This is a genomic window from Bordetella trematum, from assembly GCF_900078335.1.
Lineage (GTDB): Bacteria > Pseudomonadota > Gammaproteobacteria > Burkholderiales > Burkholderiaceae_B > Bordetella > Bordetella trematum.
Map to the genome: position 1 here is coordinate 347,568 of NZ_FKBR01000012.1, position 14,103 is coordinate 361,670.

10 protein-coding genes are annotated in these 14,103 nt (G+C 57.4%); 3 read left to right on the top strand and 7 right to left on the bottom strand.

The window, feature by feature from the left end; all coding sequences use genetic code 11:
- Positions 1-236 precede the first annotated feature (236 nt).
- Positions 237-845 carry a hypothetical protein gene (locus tag A7V84_RS07590; RefSeq protein ID WP_147297409.1) on the top strand — a complete coding sequence of 203 codons (609 nt, stop codon included), beginning with the start codon at positions 237-239 and terminating at the stop codon, positions 843-845.
- Between the two features lie 318 nt (positions 846-1,163).
- Here A7V84_RS07590 and A7V84_RS07595 read toward each other — a convergent pair whose 3' ends face one another.
- From A7V84_RS07595 to A7V84_RS07600, 3 genes are all read right to left on the bottom strand, one after another.
- Complete coding sequence (locus tag A7V84_RS07595) at positions 1,164-2,033, bottom strand: hypothetical protein (protein WP_063491984.1); 870 nt, start codon at positions 2,031-2,033, stop codon at positions 1,164-1,166.
- A gap of 271 nt (positions 2,034-2,304) precedes the next feature.
- The gene (locus A7V84_RS21035) at positions 2,305-3,315 is read right to left on the bottom strand and encodes a hypothetical protein (RefSeq protein WP_127070785.1); all 1,011 of its coding nucleotides are present in this window, start codon (positions 3,313-3,315) and stop codon (positions 2,305-2,307) included.
- Complete coding sequence (locus A7V84_RS07600) at positions 3,293-4,300, bottom strand: DGQHR domain-containing protein (protein ID WP_063491983.1); 1,008 nt, start codon at positions 4,298-4,300, stop codon at positions 3,293-3,295. Before A7V84_RS07600 ends, A7V84_RS21035 begins: the two co-directional genes overlap by 23 nt.
- 2,615 nt (positions 4,301-6,915) lie before the next feature.
- Between A7V84_RS07600 and A7V84_RS21800 the strand changes: the two genes are divergently transcribed.
- Positions 6,916-7,083 (top strand): integrase core domain-containing protein, encoded by a 168-nt coding sequence (locus A7V84_RS21800; RefSeq protein WP_412778649.1) that lies wholly within the window; start codon positions 6,916-6,918, stop codon positions 7,081-7,083.
- 237 nt (positions 7,084-7,320) lie between these two features.
- Here the strand turns inward: A7V84_RS21800 and A7V84_RS07610 are convergent, their stop codons facing one another.
- Positions 7,321-8,184 carry a hypothetical protein gene (locus A7V84_RS07610; RefSeq protein WP_127070783.1) on the bottom strand — a complete coding sequence of 288 codons (864 nt, stop codon included), beginning with the start codon at positions 8,182-8,184 and terminating at the stop codon, positions 7,321-7,323.
- Between the two features lie 238 nt (positions 8,185-8,422).
- Between A7V84_RS07610 and A7V84_RS07615 the strand changes: the two genes are divergently transcribed.
- Positions 8,423-9,049 carry a tyrosine-type recombinase/integrase gene (locus tag A7V84_RS07615; RefSeq protein ID WP_063491980.1) on the top strand — a complete coding sequence of 209 codons (627 nt, stop codon included), beginning with the start codon at positions 8,423-8,425 and terminating at the stop codon, positions 9,047-9,049.
- Positions 9,050-9,157: 108 nt separating this feature from the next.
- Here A7V84_RS07615 and A7V84_RS07620 read toward each other — a convergent pair whose 3' ends face one another.
- From A7V84_RS07620 to A7V84_RS07630, 3 genes are all read right to left on the bottom strand, one after another.
- Positions 9,158-11,635, bottom strand: a complete 2,478-nt coding sequence (locus A7V84_RS07620) for a TonB-dependent siderophore receptor (RefSeq protein ID WP_231939991.1) — start codon at positions 11,633-11,635, stop codon at positions 9,158-9,160.
- A 120-nt stretch (positions 11,636-11,755) separates the two neighbouring features.
- Positions 11,756-12,721 carry a FecR domain-containing protein gene (locus tag A7V84_RS07625; protein WP_063492581.1) on the bottom strand — a complete coding sequence of 322 codons (966 nt, stop codon included), beginning with the start codon at positions 12,719-12,721 and terminating at the stop codon, positions 11,756-11,758.
- 11 nt (positions 12,722-12,732) lie between these two features.
- Positions 12,733-13,236 carry a sigma-70 family RNA polymerase sigma factor gene (locus A7V84_RS07630; RefSeq protein ID WP_054428411.1) on the bottom strand — a complete coding sequence of 168 codons (504 nt, stop codon included), beginning with the start codon at positions 13,234-13,236 and terminating at the stop codon, positions 12,733-12,735.
- Positions 13,237-14,103 lie beyond the last annotated feature (867 nt).

Here is a 14,103-nt window from a genome sequence, read left to right on the forward strand (position 1 = left end):
GCTAGTGTCCCAGGGCGCAGGACGGGCCTCCAGATCGCAGATTGCTAGGCTCTTGAGCGTGTGATGAATGTATGCGTCTTCGAAAGGCTCGGGGGATCGGGTTCCGTGCCGGTTCCAAAAAGGCCTCTATGCCAACACCCAAATTCAAACCACGCCCACAGATGGGCACACAATCTCGCAAAGATTGGAAGGATCACCCACTTGCAATAGCGGTTGTCGTTGCAGTGGGGACGGCCGTGTTCTTCATGACAGTGGTCGTTCCCTTGCGCGTTGACCTTCTTACTGCGAAGGTGGAGCGCCTTGCCGAATTGAGCGCGAACTCGGCCTCGATCGCAAAGGAGCTTGAGCGCACTAAGCGGGAGTTAGCTGAGGTGCGTGCGGCCCTGCAGACGAGTTTGCTGAAGTCTCCGTTCCAAGATAGAAGTGTTTATCCGCTCGGATTTGACGAGGTGGTTATCGGCACCCCAGTGGCTGAACTTATAAGCCGTTACCCGGACGGCACATGGGATGAAGAACGAGCGTACTACTATGTCAACGCAAAATTTGACGCAGTTGTGACGGGGGGGACCTACTACTTCACAGAGAGGGGCGGCAAGGGCAAAGTTTCACAGATACTCTTTCACCTCGCCAGCGGTGAGAAGGCTGGAACTGATCTCGCTCGAAAGCACTTCTTGGCGAACTTTGGTGAGCCTGACGCCACGCGGAGAAGAAGCATGTTTTGGAGAGCCACCGATCGCGAGTGGGTGACGCTGGATGCACCACACGATCCCCTTCCTGGAGCTTATCGCGTGTACGCCGTTAACGCCGCGGCTCCAACGTACGAGTTCGAGCTATTGAAGCGGTAGCGAACTTGAAGGGCTACCTACGAAATACCTTGACGTCCACGTCGAGTCGAGAACGGTCGGCCATCAAGGGCGGCTCCCGGCCGAGACTGTGTGAAAACTCGTGATGGACTTGTTTTCGAGGGTGTTCAAACCCTTCCCTTAACTCCGATCGTCGATCCTGAGTTGATCTGAGAGGCCAACTTCCGACATGACCCTCAGCACGGTGAGTTTTCACACAACCGCGGCCATAAGCAGTCGGCAGCGAGCGGCGTATCGGATCGGAAATGGCTGGCCGAATGATCCATGAGACAAAACGGACGCCATCACCATGGTCATCACCTAGAAGGCCCCATCGGTCGTTACAAGAGCCTTCGTCTTTGCGACCGCAGCGTTGCGACGTTGATCCGGAGAGAAGTCGTGCCACCAGAGCTTGGTCAAAGTTGGGTCGTAAACCCATGGATGGTCAAGCACCTCAGATGACTTCAGGCGGCGACCCCGCAGAAAGATGCCCTGCTCTTCCTCGGGAACATTCGGGGGCCAGTAGACGCCAAAATTCCGTAGATTCATGTGCTCATAGACCTTGGTCACTTGAGGCGCTCCGCCAATGTCTCTGAACTTTCCGGATGTGAGTACTTCGAAAAACGCCGCCGCCGGAGCCATATCGAGTCTTGGGCGTTCTACCTTTCTTTGCCTGAGAATTTCGGACATCCGCCGGACAGTCGCTTTGACCGGTTCCACGTCGCCCACGTACGCTATCGACTCTCGCCCGTAAGATTTGGGGTGAGTCGGTACAAACCGTCTGCTTTTTGACTGGAACTCAATCCGTCGCAGAAAGAAGTCTTTCCTGCGCGCTGAGTAGCCTGCAAAGACAAACGAACATTCCGGGAGTGCCATGGAAGGATGGGCGGGATCTGTCACGAAGGAGAGTGAGTCATTCAGCATCTCGAGGATCTGATTGCATAGGTCCGCTACGTCAACGACTCGTTCCCGCAAGTTGATGAACGATTCTACGTAAGAGGAAATCTGGGCAATTAATGGGTACGTCCAGGATGTGTCTCCCGCGAACGCAATGACAGCGTCACTCCGGCCAATACCGAATATCTTGGGACCATAGTCCCAGAGCCTTCCACCGCTAAGCCTGCTGTCAGACAGCAGCCAGAGTTCACGACCAGTCTGGGTCGTTCTAGTCCAAGCGACTACGAGTGTCATGCGTGGTTCCAGTCAAGAAGATCGTTAGCGTCCGATGCTTTTTCGAACGAGTCCAAAAGAGCGTTCAATGAAGGTGGCGTATTGGCGATCAGCCAACGAAAGGAGCCCGATCAAGGCCTTTAGCCGCCGTCGGCCGAATGCGGCGCAGCGGTCGGCTTACTGCAAGTTGATCTACGATTGCCGAAGGCTGCAAGGGAAAGAAAGCAGCCGGTTCCGAAAAGGCACCTTCCGGCCAAACACGGCCATTGGCTCTTGCCTGTTTTTGGTTGGCTCAGACGGTAATGCTACGGAGCCGAAGGAGCTTGAATGGCTGGCGATCAACAAAGCTTGATCGTGAATTCTCAGCGCGACCCGATACGTCCTTAAGTGCTGCGGTTAGGAGTCGAGCCATGACATTGCAACTATCAACGAAGCACCCCAGGTCATCAGTCACCTTGCCAATCTCGTATCCATCTGCAGCGTTGGGGATCCAGCGCTGCATTTTCCCGGTTAACGCGATCGCCACCTTACTGGACACCTTATATGGGTACCACACTCCGTGATCATGCCGATAGTTCAAATCGTTCCGTATAGACGATAGCCACGCTCCATTGCTCTTTCCGCGTCGACAAAGTTGCGCCCTAAGGTTGGTAAGAACTTGTACGGCGTACAAGGCCTCTTGTGACTGTCCTTGCGTTAGGATCAGTTGCCCTTCCAGTTCCACGACGAGTGCCAGAAAGAGCTTCCACATTTCTTCATGTGATCCCCCGTTACTTCCGCCAATTTTGCTCATCAATACGTGAGGATGGCTCGAAGAATCTACTTGCACCAGATGTAATCCCGTACTGATGTTTGGTGACATGCCAAGGTATTGCCCCCCGACCACATTCAACGTGGATGCGGTCTGAGGAGAAATCATGGTGACGGATCTACCCGAAATGCGAAGCAGTGCATGTGCTGCATAGAACGTAGCGTAGTAGTAGCGAACTAGCGCCCAACCTAGTGCACGATCTGCATGACCGCGCGGGACAGCATCGAGCAGTGACTCGTAACAAGCGCACGAAAACCGTGCAACCTCACTCGCCATCGCCTCTGCCAATTCATCTATGCCAATAGAGACGTCCAGTTTTACCGTGCCGGCGGGGCTAGGAAGCCAAGAATATGTGCCGGACTTTAGCCAAGACTCAACACCTAAGACAGTTGGTGTCTTGACCTTGTTCAAACCGGCGACCCACCGCGGGCGCAGCAGGTCAGCGAAGAACTCTCCAACATCAGCCATGTCAACTGATAAAGAATCCAGCACGCAAGGCTTTTTGCATCTCGCTCGCAAGCTCCTTAGGCGACTTTGGCGGTCCTTTAAAGCGAGCCGGCTTTACTCGGTCAAAAAGCGTTGCCAAAACCTCACTGAAATCGGCTTCATCGAATGCTGTACCTGAACGGTCTACAACACGTTGAGCGACATCCGGAAATATTTCGCAGATCGCACGAAACACGGTCGGACTTACCAAAGCGGTCCTCGCATCGATTGCCACTAATCCCCGGTAGAACGCGTTGAGGTAGTTTTTCAGCGTTGGGTAGATCACAGATGTGGTCGTAGTCGCGAATGTCGACAATACTGGCCGAACGGCTGCATTGAACGACACCCTTGTAAGTTTACCTACGGCCTTTGACGCAGGGCTCGTCAGTCCAACTAGCGGGCTATCCGGGTCATCGCTGAATGCATCGAAAAGCTCACGCAGCATCGCTTCGTCATCATTCTCGGCGTCTGCGAGCTTTTTAATGTCTAGCAGCAACTCATTTGGCACGGGTCGCTGTTTGGTGTTGATGTCCATGAAAAGGCGGGACTCTTGCTGCTTCGTGAGACCGTTATAAATCACCACTGGCACACGGAGCTTCGTCTTTGCCTTAGAGAAACCAAAAACTCGGTGCTGACCGTCGATGATCAGGAATGAATGCGGAGCGATCGTGAACTCAAGAGTCTTGCCTCGGCCAATCAAGCGGAGGTCTGCGTCAGGCTGTGCTGAAAGGACAATGGAGGTTGGGATTGTCCCGAATCCGAGATCCATATAGTCAGCGATATCCTGCGCCCGTTTCTCGTCAAGAACTCGCTGAAAACCCGTCAGTGGATCTTCCTCACGGCTTGAAACAAAACAACAGGCGGCGAGCACATCGGTATGCATTGTCAGGGTAAAAAACCGATGCGCCCCTTGCGTCACCAAGCTAGTGGAATATCGAAGGCGCTCGCCAATTGTGGCGCTGCTCTCCGCGTCGTCGTGATCTGTTGCCATAGCCCTATCTCGATCTGGTGGTCCCGACATGTTACCGTTAATTACGCCAGGATGCCTGTTGCTTGGAGTTGACCCATGCGGAATGTCAGCAATGGGTCGAGGCTGTGTGAAAACGTCGTTCTATGATGCTTCAGAGGGTCTTCGACCCCTTGCCACATTCAAGAAAACGCGACGTGAGCCGTTCTGAGAGGTCGATTGTGTTGATGACTCCAATGCGTTCGCGTTTTCACACAGCCTCGGTCGGAAGCGGTCGGCCGGCTCGAGTTAGTTTCCGCCAAGATTCCAGCCAACTTCAGTGAACCAAATTTCAAGTTGAATGAACCTCGACGATTGGCTTGTTAGAGCGGCGCATAGGCGCCATCGTCCAATGGCTTGGCATCGCAAATCTCGCTGAAGGTTTCCTCAATATGTCGGCCCATGTCCTCCAAGTCCATTGAGAACTCCGCGAACTCTAGGCGACGGCCCTTAAGCAGAATACCGCGCTTCGAGGGCGCCATCGCGGCATGCTGCGTCTGGAGCACGGACTTGGCTTCTAGGTAGTCGAGCAGGTCGGCCACCTCAAAGTCTTCGCCGCGCCAGAATCGTCGGTTTGGACCGTCTGGACCTCTTCCAACGTAGCCGCGGACCAGGACGTTGATCAATTCGTGCGCCTGTCGCACTGGGTGGGCGCCACAGCGGTACCCACTGAAAGCGCGGTTCGCCGTGACGACGCACGTGCGAACGCGCGCTGGAGCAGTGACGTTCCACCTCATCGCCTTGAAGAGCCGCATCTGATTGCTGGGATCGTCAAGCCATTGGGCACGGATGTCCAATTGCTCCTCTGCCTTCAACACCAAATCGTAGCTGTTGCGAAGCTCATGCGGCGAGCACGGGTGGTAAGCGTTCTTGCATTCGATGACAAAAAGCACCCCACTGCCGAAACAAAAGATGTCGGTTTCTCGCCTGCCGTTGATATTGAAGACGAAGCTCTCGCGCACGAGAAGGCCAGCCTTCCGCAACGCTGCCGCAACCGCTACCTGCATCGGATCATCGGCGGCAGCAGTTGCCTCCTTAATCCGGCTAGCGTGCATGATGCTACGCACGAGGTTGGACTTAGCCACGACTGCTGGTGGAATGGCGATGAAATCGCCTTTTGTGCTCAATGAACGGAGGAACGGCCTGTATTGCAGGTCGACGTACTCATTGGAGCTCGGCATGGAACTCGTGGTCGGTAGCGACAGCAGCGAGATCAGTTCCAGTGCCTTCTCATGCGACATTACGAGCTGCAGCATTCCCTGCAGATGGGCGCGTGTTGCAACGATCACTGTAGACCGAAGCCTTAGAATCCTGCGTTTCATCAAGTCGTCCAACGTCTCCAGCTTCTTGACGAACATCGCGTCAATAAGTTTGAACACCCGCTTCGCCTTGATCAGGTCCATAATGGAGAGCTGCTCGCTGACCTGCAGCATCGTCCCGGGCGGCTGAAAATTATCGATATGGGCACCAACGAAAAAGGGCATTTCATCGAGAAACGGGCCGCCGAAATTCAAAACCTCAATCAATTGGGGAAAGGATGGCAACCGGATCACGAGCCGTTCGCCCGGGACTGTTTCAAGAGATACGCACTCCAGAAGAACGGTATCGAAGAAGGGCGACAGCGCATCGTCGAACGAACCCAACGTCGGCTGCTCTCCATTCAGATGTTGCTGGGTCGACGCCGCGCGGATCCACAACTGCAGGTCGGATTGGATATAGCCCAGCCGGACGGACCGTTCGAACGCGGGATCGATTGCGGAAACCAGCACCCCCTTCGGGGTGGCTTCTGCCTTGTAAGGGAGGCCATCGAGCAAAACCTCCGCGTCGATCAGCTCGTTGATCCTTAGAGCGTCCATTATTAGGCTGGAGTAGATCGCTTCGTGTGCCGACGCGGCGTGGTCATCGGTTCTGTTCCACGTCTGGGCATCAATGCCAAGGTCGTCCCGTGCGATCATATAAAGCCGAGAGAAGGCTGATGCAAGGTGGGTTGCACTCCAACGAAGTGGCTGGCTCTCATCAGCTTGCTCGTCACCCATCCAGTTAGCGGAAAACATGGCGTTGACGAACGCAAGCAGAGTCTTCAGCGCCGTGCTTTTGCGCGCCCTCAGGCGGCTGACGATACTCAGATGGATCTGCTTCGCTGGCCTGGCGAGCTCCAGTAGCGCCTGCAGAGATTTGAGGTACCCAATCTGCTCAACCTGCAGTGAGGCGGACGCAGACAGTTCTAACGCCGCCGCCACGATCTTCATCAGACAACGGCTGTCGTACCCGTAGCGCGATGCGCGGAAAAGCCCATCTTTGCGCATGCGCGCGAGCCAAACGCTGCCCTCAAGCCGCAGAAGAGCAAGTGTGCAGGCCACCGCATTGCGGTGATCATTTGCGCTGATGTACCCCGGCAGGCGCTGGTACAGAGCCTTCGCCTCGTCAACGGTAGCGACAGGAGCCGGTATAACCTTTGCTGCAGCCCCCATAGCGTGCAGGTTCGGCGTCTTCAAAAGTTTGTCAACGCAATTAGCTAGGTCCAACAGCATCTCCATTGTTCTCAGGGTTAACTGGGCTGGCGCTACATCCAGCCAAGCAAGCCGAATCAGAATGCTTTTATCGAGCGTTTCAACCGAGCGTACCGAACCAAAGCGCTCGACGTAGATCTGTTTGCCAACCTGGAGCAGGTCCAGGCCATCACCGACCAATGGCGGTCGACTCCAACGAATACCGCCCGCACGAAACGCTGGGCGGCGTCCCGCCGGTGCAGTACATGCCCCGGTTAACCCACACTCCGAATCTCTATCGACCACCGTCACTTGACAGAGGGACTTACGAGTCCTCCGGGTCGGAAACCGGCGTTTGAGATAGTCAATTTTCGATCAGGAGCGGCTGTCAAAAGACTCGCAACGAGGGACCGTTGTAGATGAGTTCCGCACACTGAGTACGGCAAAAATCCCGCTAGCTGGAAGGTGACGATACATGTTGGAATTGCCACCCGAAGCCTGGGCTGATTAAATCAGTTAGCACTGATATTGCGGAAAAACAGCGTTAGGCCCGTAATTCTCCAAGCCCTTGTTCAACGTCGCAATTAACGCATACCGGCGAGCGTTATATTCTGAAGCTCGCGAAGGATTAAGCTGACCCGCATTATTGTCCGCAATAGCCTCGGCTCGAAGGTTCTTAACCTCTTTCAAAAGCTTCGTTCGCAGCTTTCTAAATTCGCCTGCAGGCAACATTTCGAGCGGGTACGAGCCACGCAGAAGCTGTCCGGAAATTCGATCCCGTAGGTAGCCAGTCTGCAAGAAAAGCACCGTATCAGCGAGAGCACTCAAGAAATCAGAGATGCTAAGTTCGTGGTGGAAATCGTCGACAAAGGCAGGGCGATCAAAAGCTTCTCGGAGGGCACCCACCTCCAACAGTTCTGTACCTTCGCCGAACGCTTGGGCGTACGCTGCGTAGCTCTCCTCCACCAATCGGCTCGACCGATTGAGACTGTCGTTGAAGCGCGTCCAGCTCCAGTAGGTAATCTTGAACGGGTACGTCTGAAGTTCATTCAGTTCGGTCACAGCCTTATGAAGCGCTGTGTCTTCTGCCAGCGTTGTAGCAACAACAAAGGTTTTCAGCGCGGGCAAAAATGCTCGCGCATCGTCAGCCTCGTCCTTGATTAATTTTAAAGTGAGCTGCTTCCCGGGCTGCATCTGCTTGCACTGAACGCCAAGATGGCCTTCGCCAAACATCTCACCGTATACATCCACGCCGTTCTGACGTTGACCTTGACGCCCATAGTCACGGACCGTGGTCGGTTCACACAGCTGCTCGACGAGGCGCAAGGTAAGTAATTGGAAATCTTGCCAGTTGGAGGGTGGGGGAAAGTTGAGAATCATGGCCATCCGTGTAACCATCAGCTGTGAACCACGCAACTGTACTCTACCGATAGCCAAGTAGGCTAATCGTGCAGAATTAAGGCTATGTGCAGCATTCTGCTTAGTTTGATAGACGGGTAACGGCAGCAGTCACCGCGCAACAGTCAACCGAATTTTTTCGGTGAACGGCCGCTATGGGTCGCATAGCGACCCTCCGTAGGAGCACACTGAATCTCCCTTTACGCGAAAGGAGATTGTCATGGAATCCACGAATGTCACCGTGGGCCATCGTGTGCCATGGAACAAAGGCAAACTCACCGGGCAGAAGCCACCTCTAAAGCTAGGAGAAATTTGGGCAATCCGAACGAGACTGCAGATAGCGTCGAACGTCCGGGAACTCGCAATGTTCAATCTCGCAATCGATAGCAAGCTTCGAGCGTGTGATCTCACGCGATTGCAGGTGCAGGACATCCGTCACGGAAGCCACGTGGCCGCCAGAGCCACCGTCATGCAACAAAAGACCCTGCGTCCGGTGCAATTCGAGATCACGGGGCAAACCCGTGAGAGCGTTGAAGCATGGATCGAGGCGCGAGGGCTAAAGGCGGCGGATTTTCTGTTTCCGAGCCGTTTGCATACGTCCCCGCATCTGTCGACGCGGCAGTACGCCCGTATTGTGCATCGCTGGATCGCATCGATTGGCCTAGACGATACCGCATATGGAACCCACACTATGCGCCGTACAAAAGCCTCGCTGATCTACCGCCGGACGAAGAATCTTCGGGCTGTACAACTGCTGCTCGGGCATACAAAGCTGGAAAGCACAGTCCGCTACCTTGGCATCGAAGTCGACGATGCGCTTGAGATGGCTGAACAAACAGAGGTTTGATGGATACCGGCCGGCGAGCGGACGCTTGCCGGTCAGAAGCAGCCGCTCGCCGCCACCGTAGTACCGAACTAACCCATCAGCCGAATCCCTTGTCCTCCATCGGTGAAATCACCAGCTATAGCTCAATGTCCCCACCACGGCGCGCCTGTTGCCGTAAAACACGGACTGATCGTAGAAGCCCGGGGTGAAATAGCGTTTATCAAAGAGGTTGGTCGCACTAATCGAAGCGCGCAAGCCCTTAAGATCTTGGCTCAACTGACCCAGGTCATATCGCACCACCGCATCAACCAGGGTGTACCCGCCGATCTTGATCGTATTAGCCGCGTTGTAGGAAGACCCAACATACCGGACGCCGCTGCCCAAGCCCAGCCCGGCGAGCGGCCCGGTGCGCACGGTGTAGTCGACGAACAGGCCCGCCATGTGACGCGGCACCGACGCTGGGCGTAGGCCCTTCTTGCTAACGCCGGTGACGAGATTGGCATTGTCCTTGGTGATCTCGGCATCCAGATAGGTGTAAGACGCCGCCACGTTCAGGCCAGCGGCCAGCGAGGTCTTCGCTTCCAACTCCAGCCCGCGCGAGCGCACCTCGCCGTCCTGCACCGAGTAGCCGGAATACAAAGGGTCCGCGGTGGTGACGTTTTGCTGCGTCAACTGGAACAGGGACGCCGTGATCATGCTGTCGGAACCCGGAGGCTGGTACTTGATGCCGACTTCGTACTGTTTGCCCTTGGTCGGATCGAAATTGCCGCCACCCCGTGCCGGCGCCAGCGTGCCCGAGGCGGGCTGGAACGACGTGGAGTAGCTGACGTACGGTGCGACGCCGTTGTCGAAAAGATAGGTTAGTCCGCTACGGCCAGTGAAGGCCTCAGAATTGACCTTGCTGGACGCATCGGACAGATAGTCGGATTCCTTGTTGGTGGCCCAGTCGTAGCGGCCGCCCAGCGTCAGGATCCAGCGCTCATAGCGCAGTTGGTCCTGCGCATACAACCCGGTCTGATAGACCTGGCTCTTGCCGTCCACCGATTTGAAGCTGTTCCACGTGGTGGTATTGGTGTAGACGGGATTGAAGATGTCCACCGTGCCATTGGTGCCCCCGGTGCGGGACTCGCGGCCGGAATAGTACCCGTAGTCCAGGCCTGCCAAAACGGTGTGCTGCACGGCACCCGTTGAAACGCGGCCTTCGACATTGGTGTCGACCAGGAAGGTGTCAGTGCTTTTCGGGCGGTCCTGCATGCCGAACGTGTAGTAGCGTCCGTCGGTCAGTTGCGCGCTGTTGCGTGCACCGCTGGACACGTAATCCACGTCGGCATGCGTGTAGCGGGCTTTTTGACGCACGGTCCAGTTTTCCGTGGCGGCATGTTCGACTTCATAGCCGACCGAGGTGTTCTCGACCGTGTAGTGCGTCAGGTCGGGTTGCCCTAGAAAGACGTCCGACGGGAAGCGGCCGGCCGGGTTGTCAATGACTGTGCCGGTCAGTGGCAGACTTTGTTCCGAACCGCCGCGCTTGGATTTCTGGTAGCTCGCGTAGACGGTGACGTTGGTCCGGTCGGTAGGACGCCATGTCAGCGACGGGGCCAGATAGAACCGGTCGTCGGGCGAATGGTCGACTTGGGTGCCACTGTCGCGCGCCACGCCGGTGATGCGGTAAAGCCACTTGCCCTCCTGGTCCATCGGACCTGCGAAGTCGAACGCAGCCTGGCGGCGGTCAAAATTCCCGCCCTGCAATTCGATTTCATGCAGCGGCGTTTCGGTCGGGCGCTTAGTCGTCATGTCGACCAGCCCGCCCGGGGCGATTTGCCCGTACAGCACGGACGACGGCCCCTTGATAACGTCGATCCGTTCCAGCCCGTAGGTCTCGATATCGATGTCGTACTGGTTAAACCCCGCGCGCAGGCCGTCCCGGAACGTCGAAAACAGGTTGAAGGCGCGGAAACCTCGAAGGTAGATGTCGGGCGCGCCTTGCCCGCCGGGGTAGTCGATGGCGCGAATGCCGGGTGTGTACGCCACTGCGGAATTGAAATTCTGCACGCCACGCTGATCCATCTCTTCGCGACTGACGACGCTGATAGCTTGGGGAATCTCGATTAGGGGCGTATTGGTCTTGGTGCCTGCCGACGAACGCAGCGCTACGAAGCCGTCGTCGGCAGGCCGCTCGGAAGAGGCGGTCACGGCGATGCTGGGGAGGGTGACCACGGATCCCGCTGCGGGCAAAGCCTGCAGCGTGTAAGCGCCCTGCGCGCCGCGGACGGCCTGCAATCCACTACCCGCCAGTGCAACCGCGAAGCCCGCATCCCCCCCATACGCGCCATGCACGCCGGCAGAGGTCAAGCCGCGCGTTTGCGCGGCATCGAACGAGATGGCCACGCCGGCTGCGCTTGCATACTGGCTGATCACTTGGGCCAGCGGCCCGCCAGGGATGTCGAAGCGGCGGACGGTGGACTCGGAGGCCATGACGGCGCCTTGCGCATGCAGCATCGGCGAGGCAAGCAGGGCCGACGCCATGAACAATAGCGCCAAATGGGAAGGCAAGGCGCGCAGGCGCATGCCGCGGACGGAAATCGAGTGAACAGAGGGGTTGTACGACATGAAGTCTCTCAGGAAGGCGTGAAATAAAGGTTCTGCCTGAGAGGACGAACGAAACGGCCCGAAGACGCAAATTCTTCAAAAATAAATTTGGACGGTTCCTGAGCTCGGCGTCCGCACGCTTCAACGCGCGACAAGCCGGGTCCAATAGCCCAGCACCCGCTCGGTCTTGACCGGAAAGCCCTGCGTCAACGCGGCCAGGGCCTGATCGGTGTTGTCCAGCGGAAAAGAGCCCGACACCAGCAGTTGGGCAACATCGGCGTCGCACCCAAGACCGCCGCGCCGATATCTGCCCAGCTCGGCCGCCAGTTGGCCCAGCGGCATGTCCAACGCGACGAGGTTGCCACTAGTCCATGACGCAGTAGTGATGTCGTTTGGCTTGGCGGGTTCGACGGTGTCTCGGCTGAACCGCGCTTGCTGGCCAGCTTGCAGGACGACGGCCCCCTGCCCCTGTACGGGTTCAATGCGAACCGACTTTTCCAGGACGGCCACGCGCGTCCAGCCACCTTCGGTCTTGACCATGAAACGCGTGCCGAGCGCGGTGGCCGTGCCCTGGCGCGTTCGCACGAGGAAGGGGCGCGGCTTGGCGGCGGGGTCGGGATGCGTGGAGACCAGAATGGCGCCCGATCGCAGGTCCAGGATGCGCGCCTGGGCGTCGAACGTGACGTCGACGGCGGTATTGGTGTCCATCAGCATGGACGAGCCGTCCGCAAGCTTGATGTTGCGCCGTTCGCCGACGGCGCTGCGGTAGTCGGCAGCCCAGCCTTCCCACGGCAGGGTGCGCCATCCCAGCCAGGAGGCGGCGCCGGCGCCTGCCACGAGGCCGATGGTACGCAACACTGCGCGGCGCGACGCCTTGGCCGGCGCCAGCGTGGGGCGGGCGATGCTGCCTGGCAGGCGGCCCATCTGGCGGCAGACCTGCTCGACCTTGCCCCACGCGGCGCGGTGGGCGGCGTCGCTGGCGAGCCAGAGGCTCCAGGCGTGGCGATCGTTGGCGGTAGTGGCTTCCGAACTAAGGCGCGCGTACCACGTGGCGGCCTCCTTGATGGCGCGCAGATCCCGCGCGCTGAGCGGTGTCTCCGTAGACATCGGCGTGCCGCTCACGGCAAGAGCAGGCAGCAATGCGCCATGGCGCGCGCCAGATAATTGTCCACGCTGCGACGCGATATCCCCAGACGGCGGGCAATCTCAGCATAGGGAAGGTCTTCGCACTGCGCCATCAAGAAGGCCTGCTTGACCTTTAAGCCGAGTCCGTCGAGCATGGCGTCAATCTCGATCAAGGCGCTACGCAACACGGCCTGCGTTTCGAGCGAAGGCACCTCCTGCGGTGGGAGTGCGGCCAAAACCTCGAGATAGGTCCGCTCCAGCGTTTGGCGCCGGAAGAAATCGATCATCAGGCTTTTGGCAATGGTCGCCAGATAGGCGCGCGGTTCCCGAATCTCAGCGGCCGGGTCGGCGTTGGCCGCGCCGCATCGCCCTGTATGCGTCTTCAACACCCTGACGAAGGTGTCCTGCATTAAATCAGCCGCGTCGAAAGGATCGCCCACACGACGGCGCAACCACCCCAGCAGCCACCCATGGTTGTCGCTGTAAAGCGTATGCATCGCTGATACGGCAGCGGGAGGAATGGTGGACACCAGGCGCTCCGGATTGAAAATTTAGTAATGAGAATTACTATCAATTTTCCATCAAACCTGCCGATCTTGGCAAGCCGCGCTTGAGTGCCCGTAATGGGTCGAAATCGGCCTGTCGCCAACGCAGTCCAAGCCCGGCGAGGCCATGCAGCCAAGCGTATTGGGCGTGGCCGCATGGCCGATACCAGACCACGCCAGCAGTGTGCCGGACAAGCTCAGGTCGCCTGCCACGAGCAAGGGCTCCATGCCGAACAAATAGCGGCCCCTTTTGGGGTTGAGATACAAAATCAAACCTCCACAGGCAGAACGCCTGCGATAGGCCACGCGGGGAATGACGCAAGTCACCCGACAGCGGATCGAGGCCGGTTTTACGTGCTCTCACCCGCCTGAAGTTCCGAAATTCTCCCAGAAAATCAACTACATACGCGGACTGTTGCCATCGCAAGCTGTGATCCCTCCATACCGTACCTACATGAAGGAATGTACGGTACGCAACTTTCCCAGGTACGACCGTACCTCGCTCGGAGCCGAGGCCACCGACATCAGGTGAAAGTTCGGGCTGGTGAATTCCGCCTGGCAAGAGATAAGGTAGTCCCTGCCAAAGCCGAGATTGCTCCTCCCCTCTACTGCGCGCTAACCTCGTCGCGCCCCTATATCTCATGCGAGCGCCCCCGTGAAAAGTCCTGCCGACCATAAAGCCGATTTTGCAGAAAATGACGAACGATTTTTTCGGCTCGTTCCTCCAACAGCGGACGAACTCACAGTAATACTGAAAGGGGGTAATGCCCCCGTTTTGCACGGGTTTCAAAAGTAGAAACTATGCGGCCATGGCCAGCC

Coding starts and splice junctions, on each gene's coding strand:
- A7V84_RS07595 (WP_063491984.1), bottom strand. CDS start 2,033: ATGACACTCGTAGTCGCTTGGACTAGAACGACCCAGACTGGTCGTGAA.
- A7V84_RS07600 (WP_063491983.1), bottom strand. CDS start 4,300: ATGGCAACAGATCACGACGACGCGGAGAGCAGCGCCACAATTGGCGAG.
- A7V84_RS07610 (WP_127070783.1), bottom strand. CDS start 8,184: ATGATTCTCAACTTTCCCCCACCCTCCAACTGGCAAGATTTCCAATTA.
- A7V84_RS07615 (WP_063491980.1), top strand. CDS start 8,423: ATGGAATCCACGAATGTCACCGTGGGCCATCGTGTGCCATGGAACAAA.
- A7V84_RS07620 (WP_231939991.1), bottom strand. CDS start 11,635: ATGTCGTACAACCCCTCTGTTCACTCGATTTCCGTCCGCGGCATGCGC.
- A7V84_RS07625 (WP_063492581.1), bottom strand. CDS start 12,721: ATGTCTACGGAGACACCGCTCAGCGCGCGGGATCTGCGCGCCATCAAG.
- A7V84_RS07630 (WP_054428411.1), bottom strand. CDS start 13,236: ATGCATACGCTTTACAGCGACAACCATGGGTGGCTGCTGGGGTGGTTG.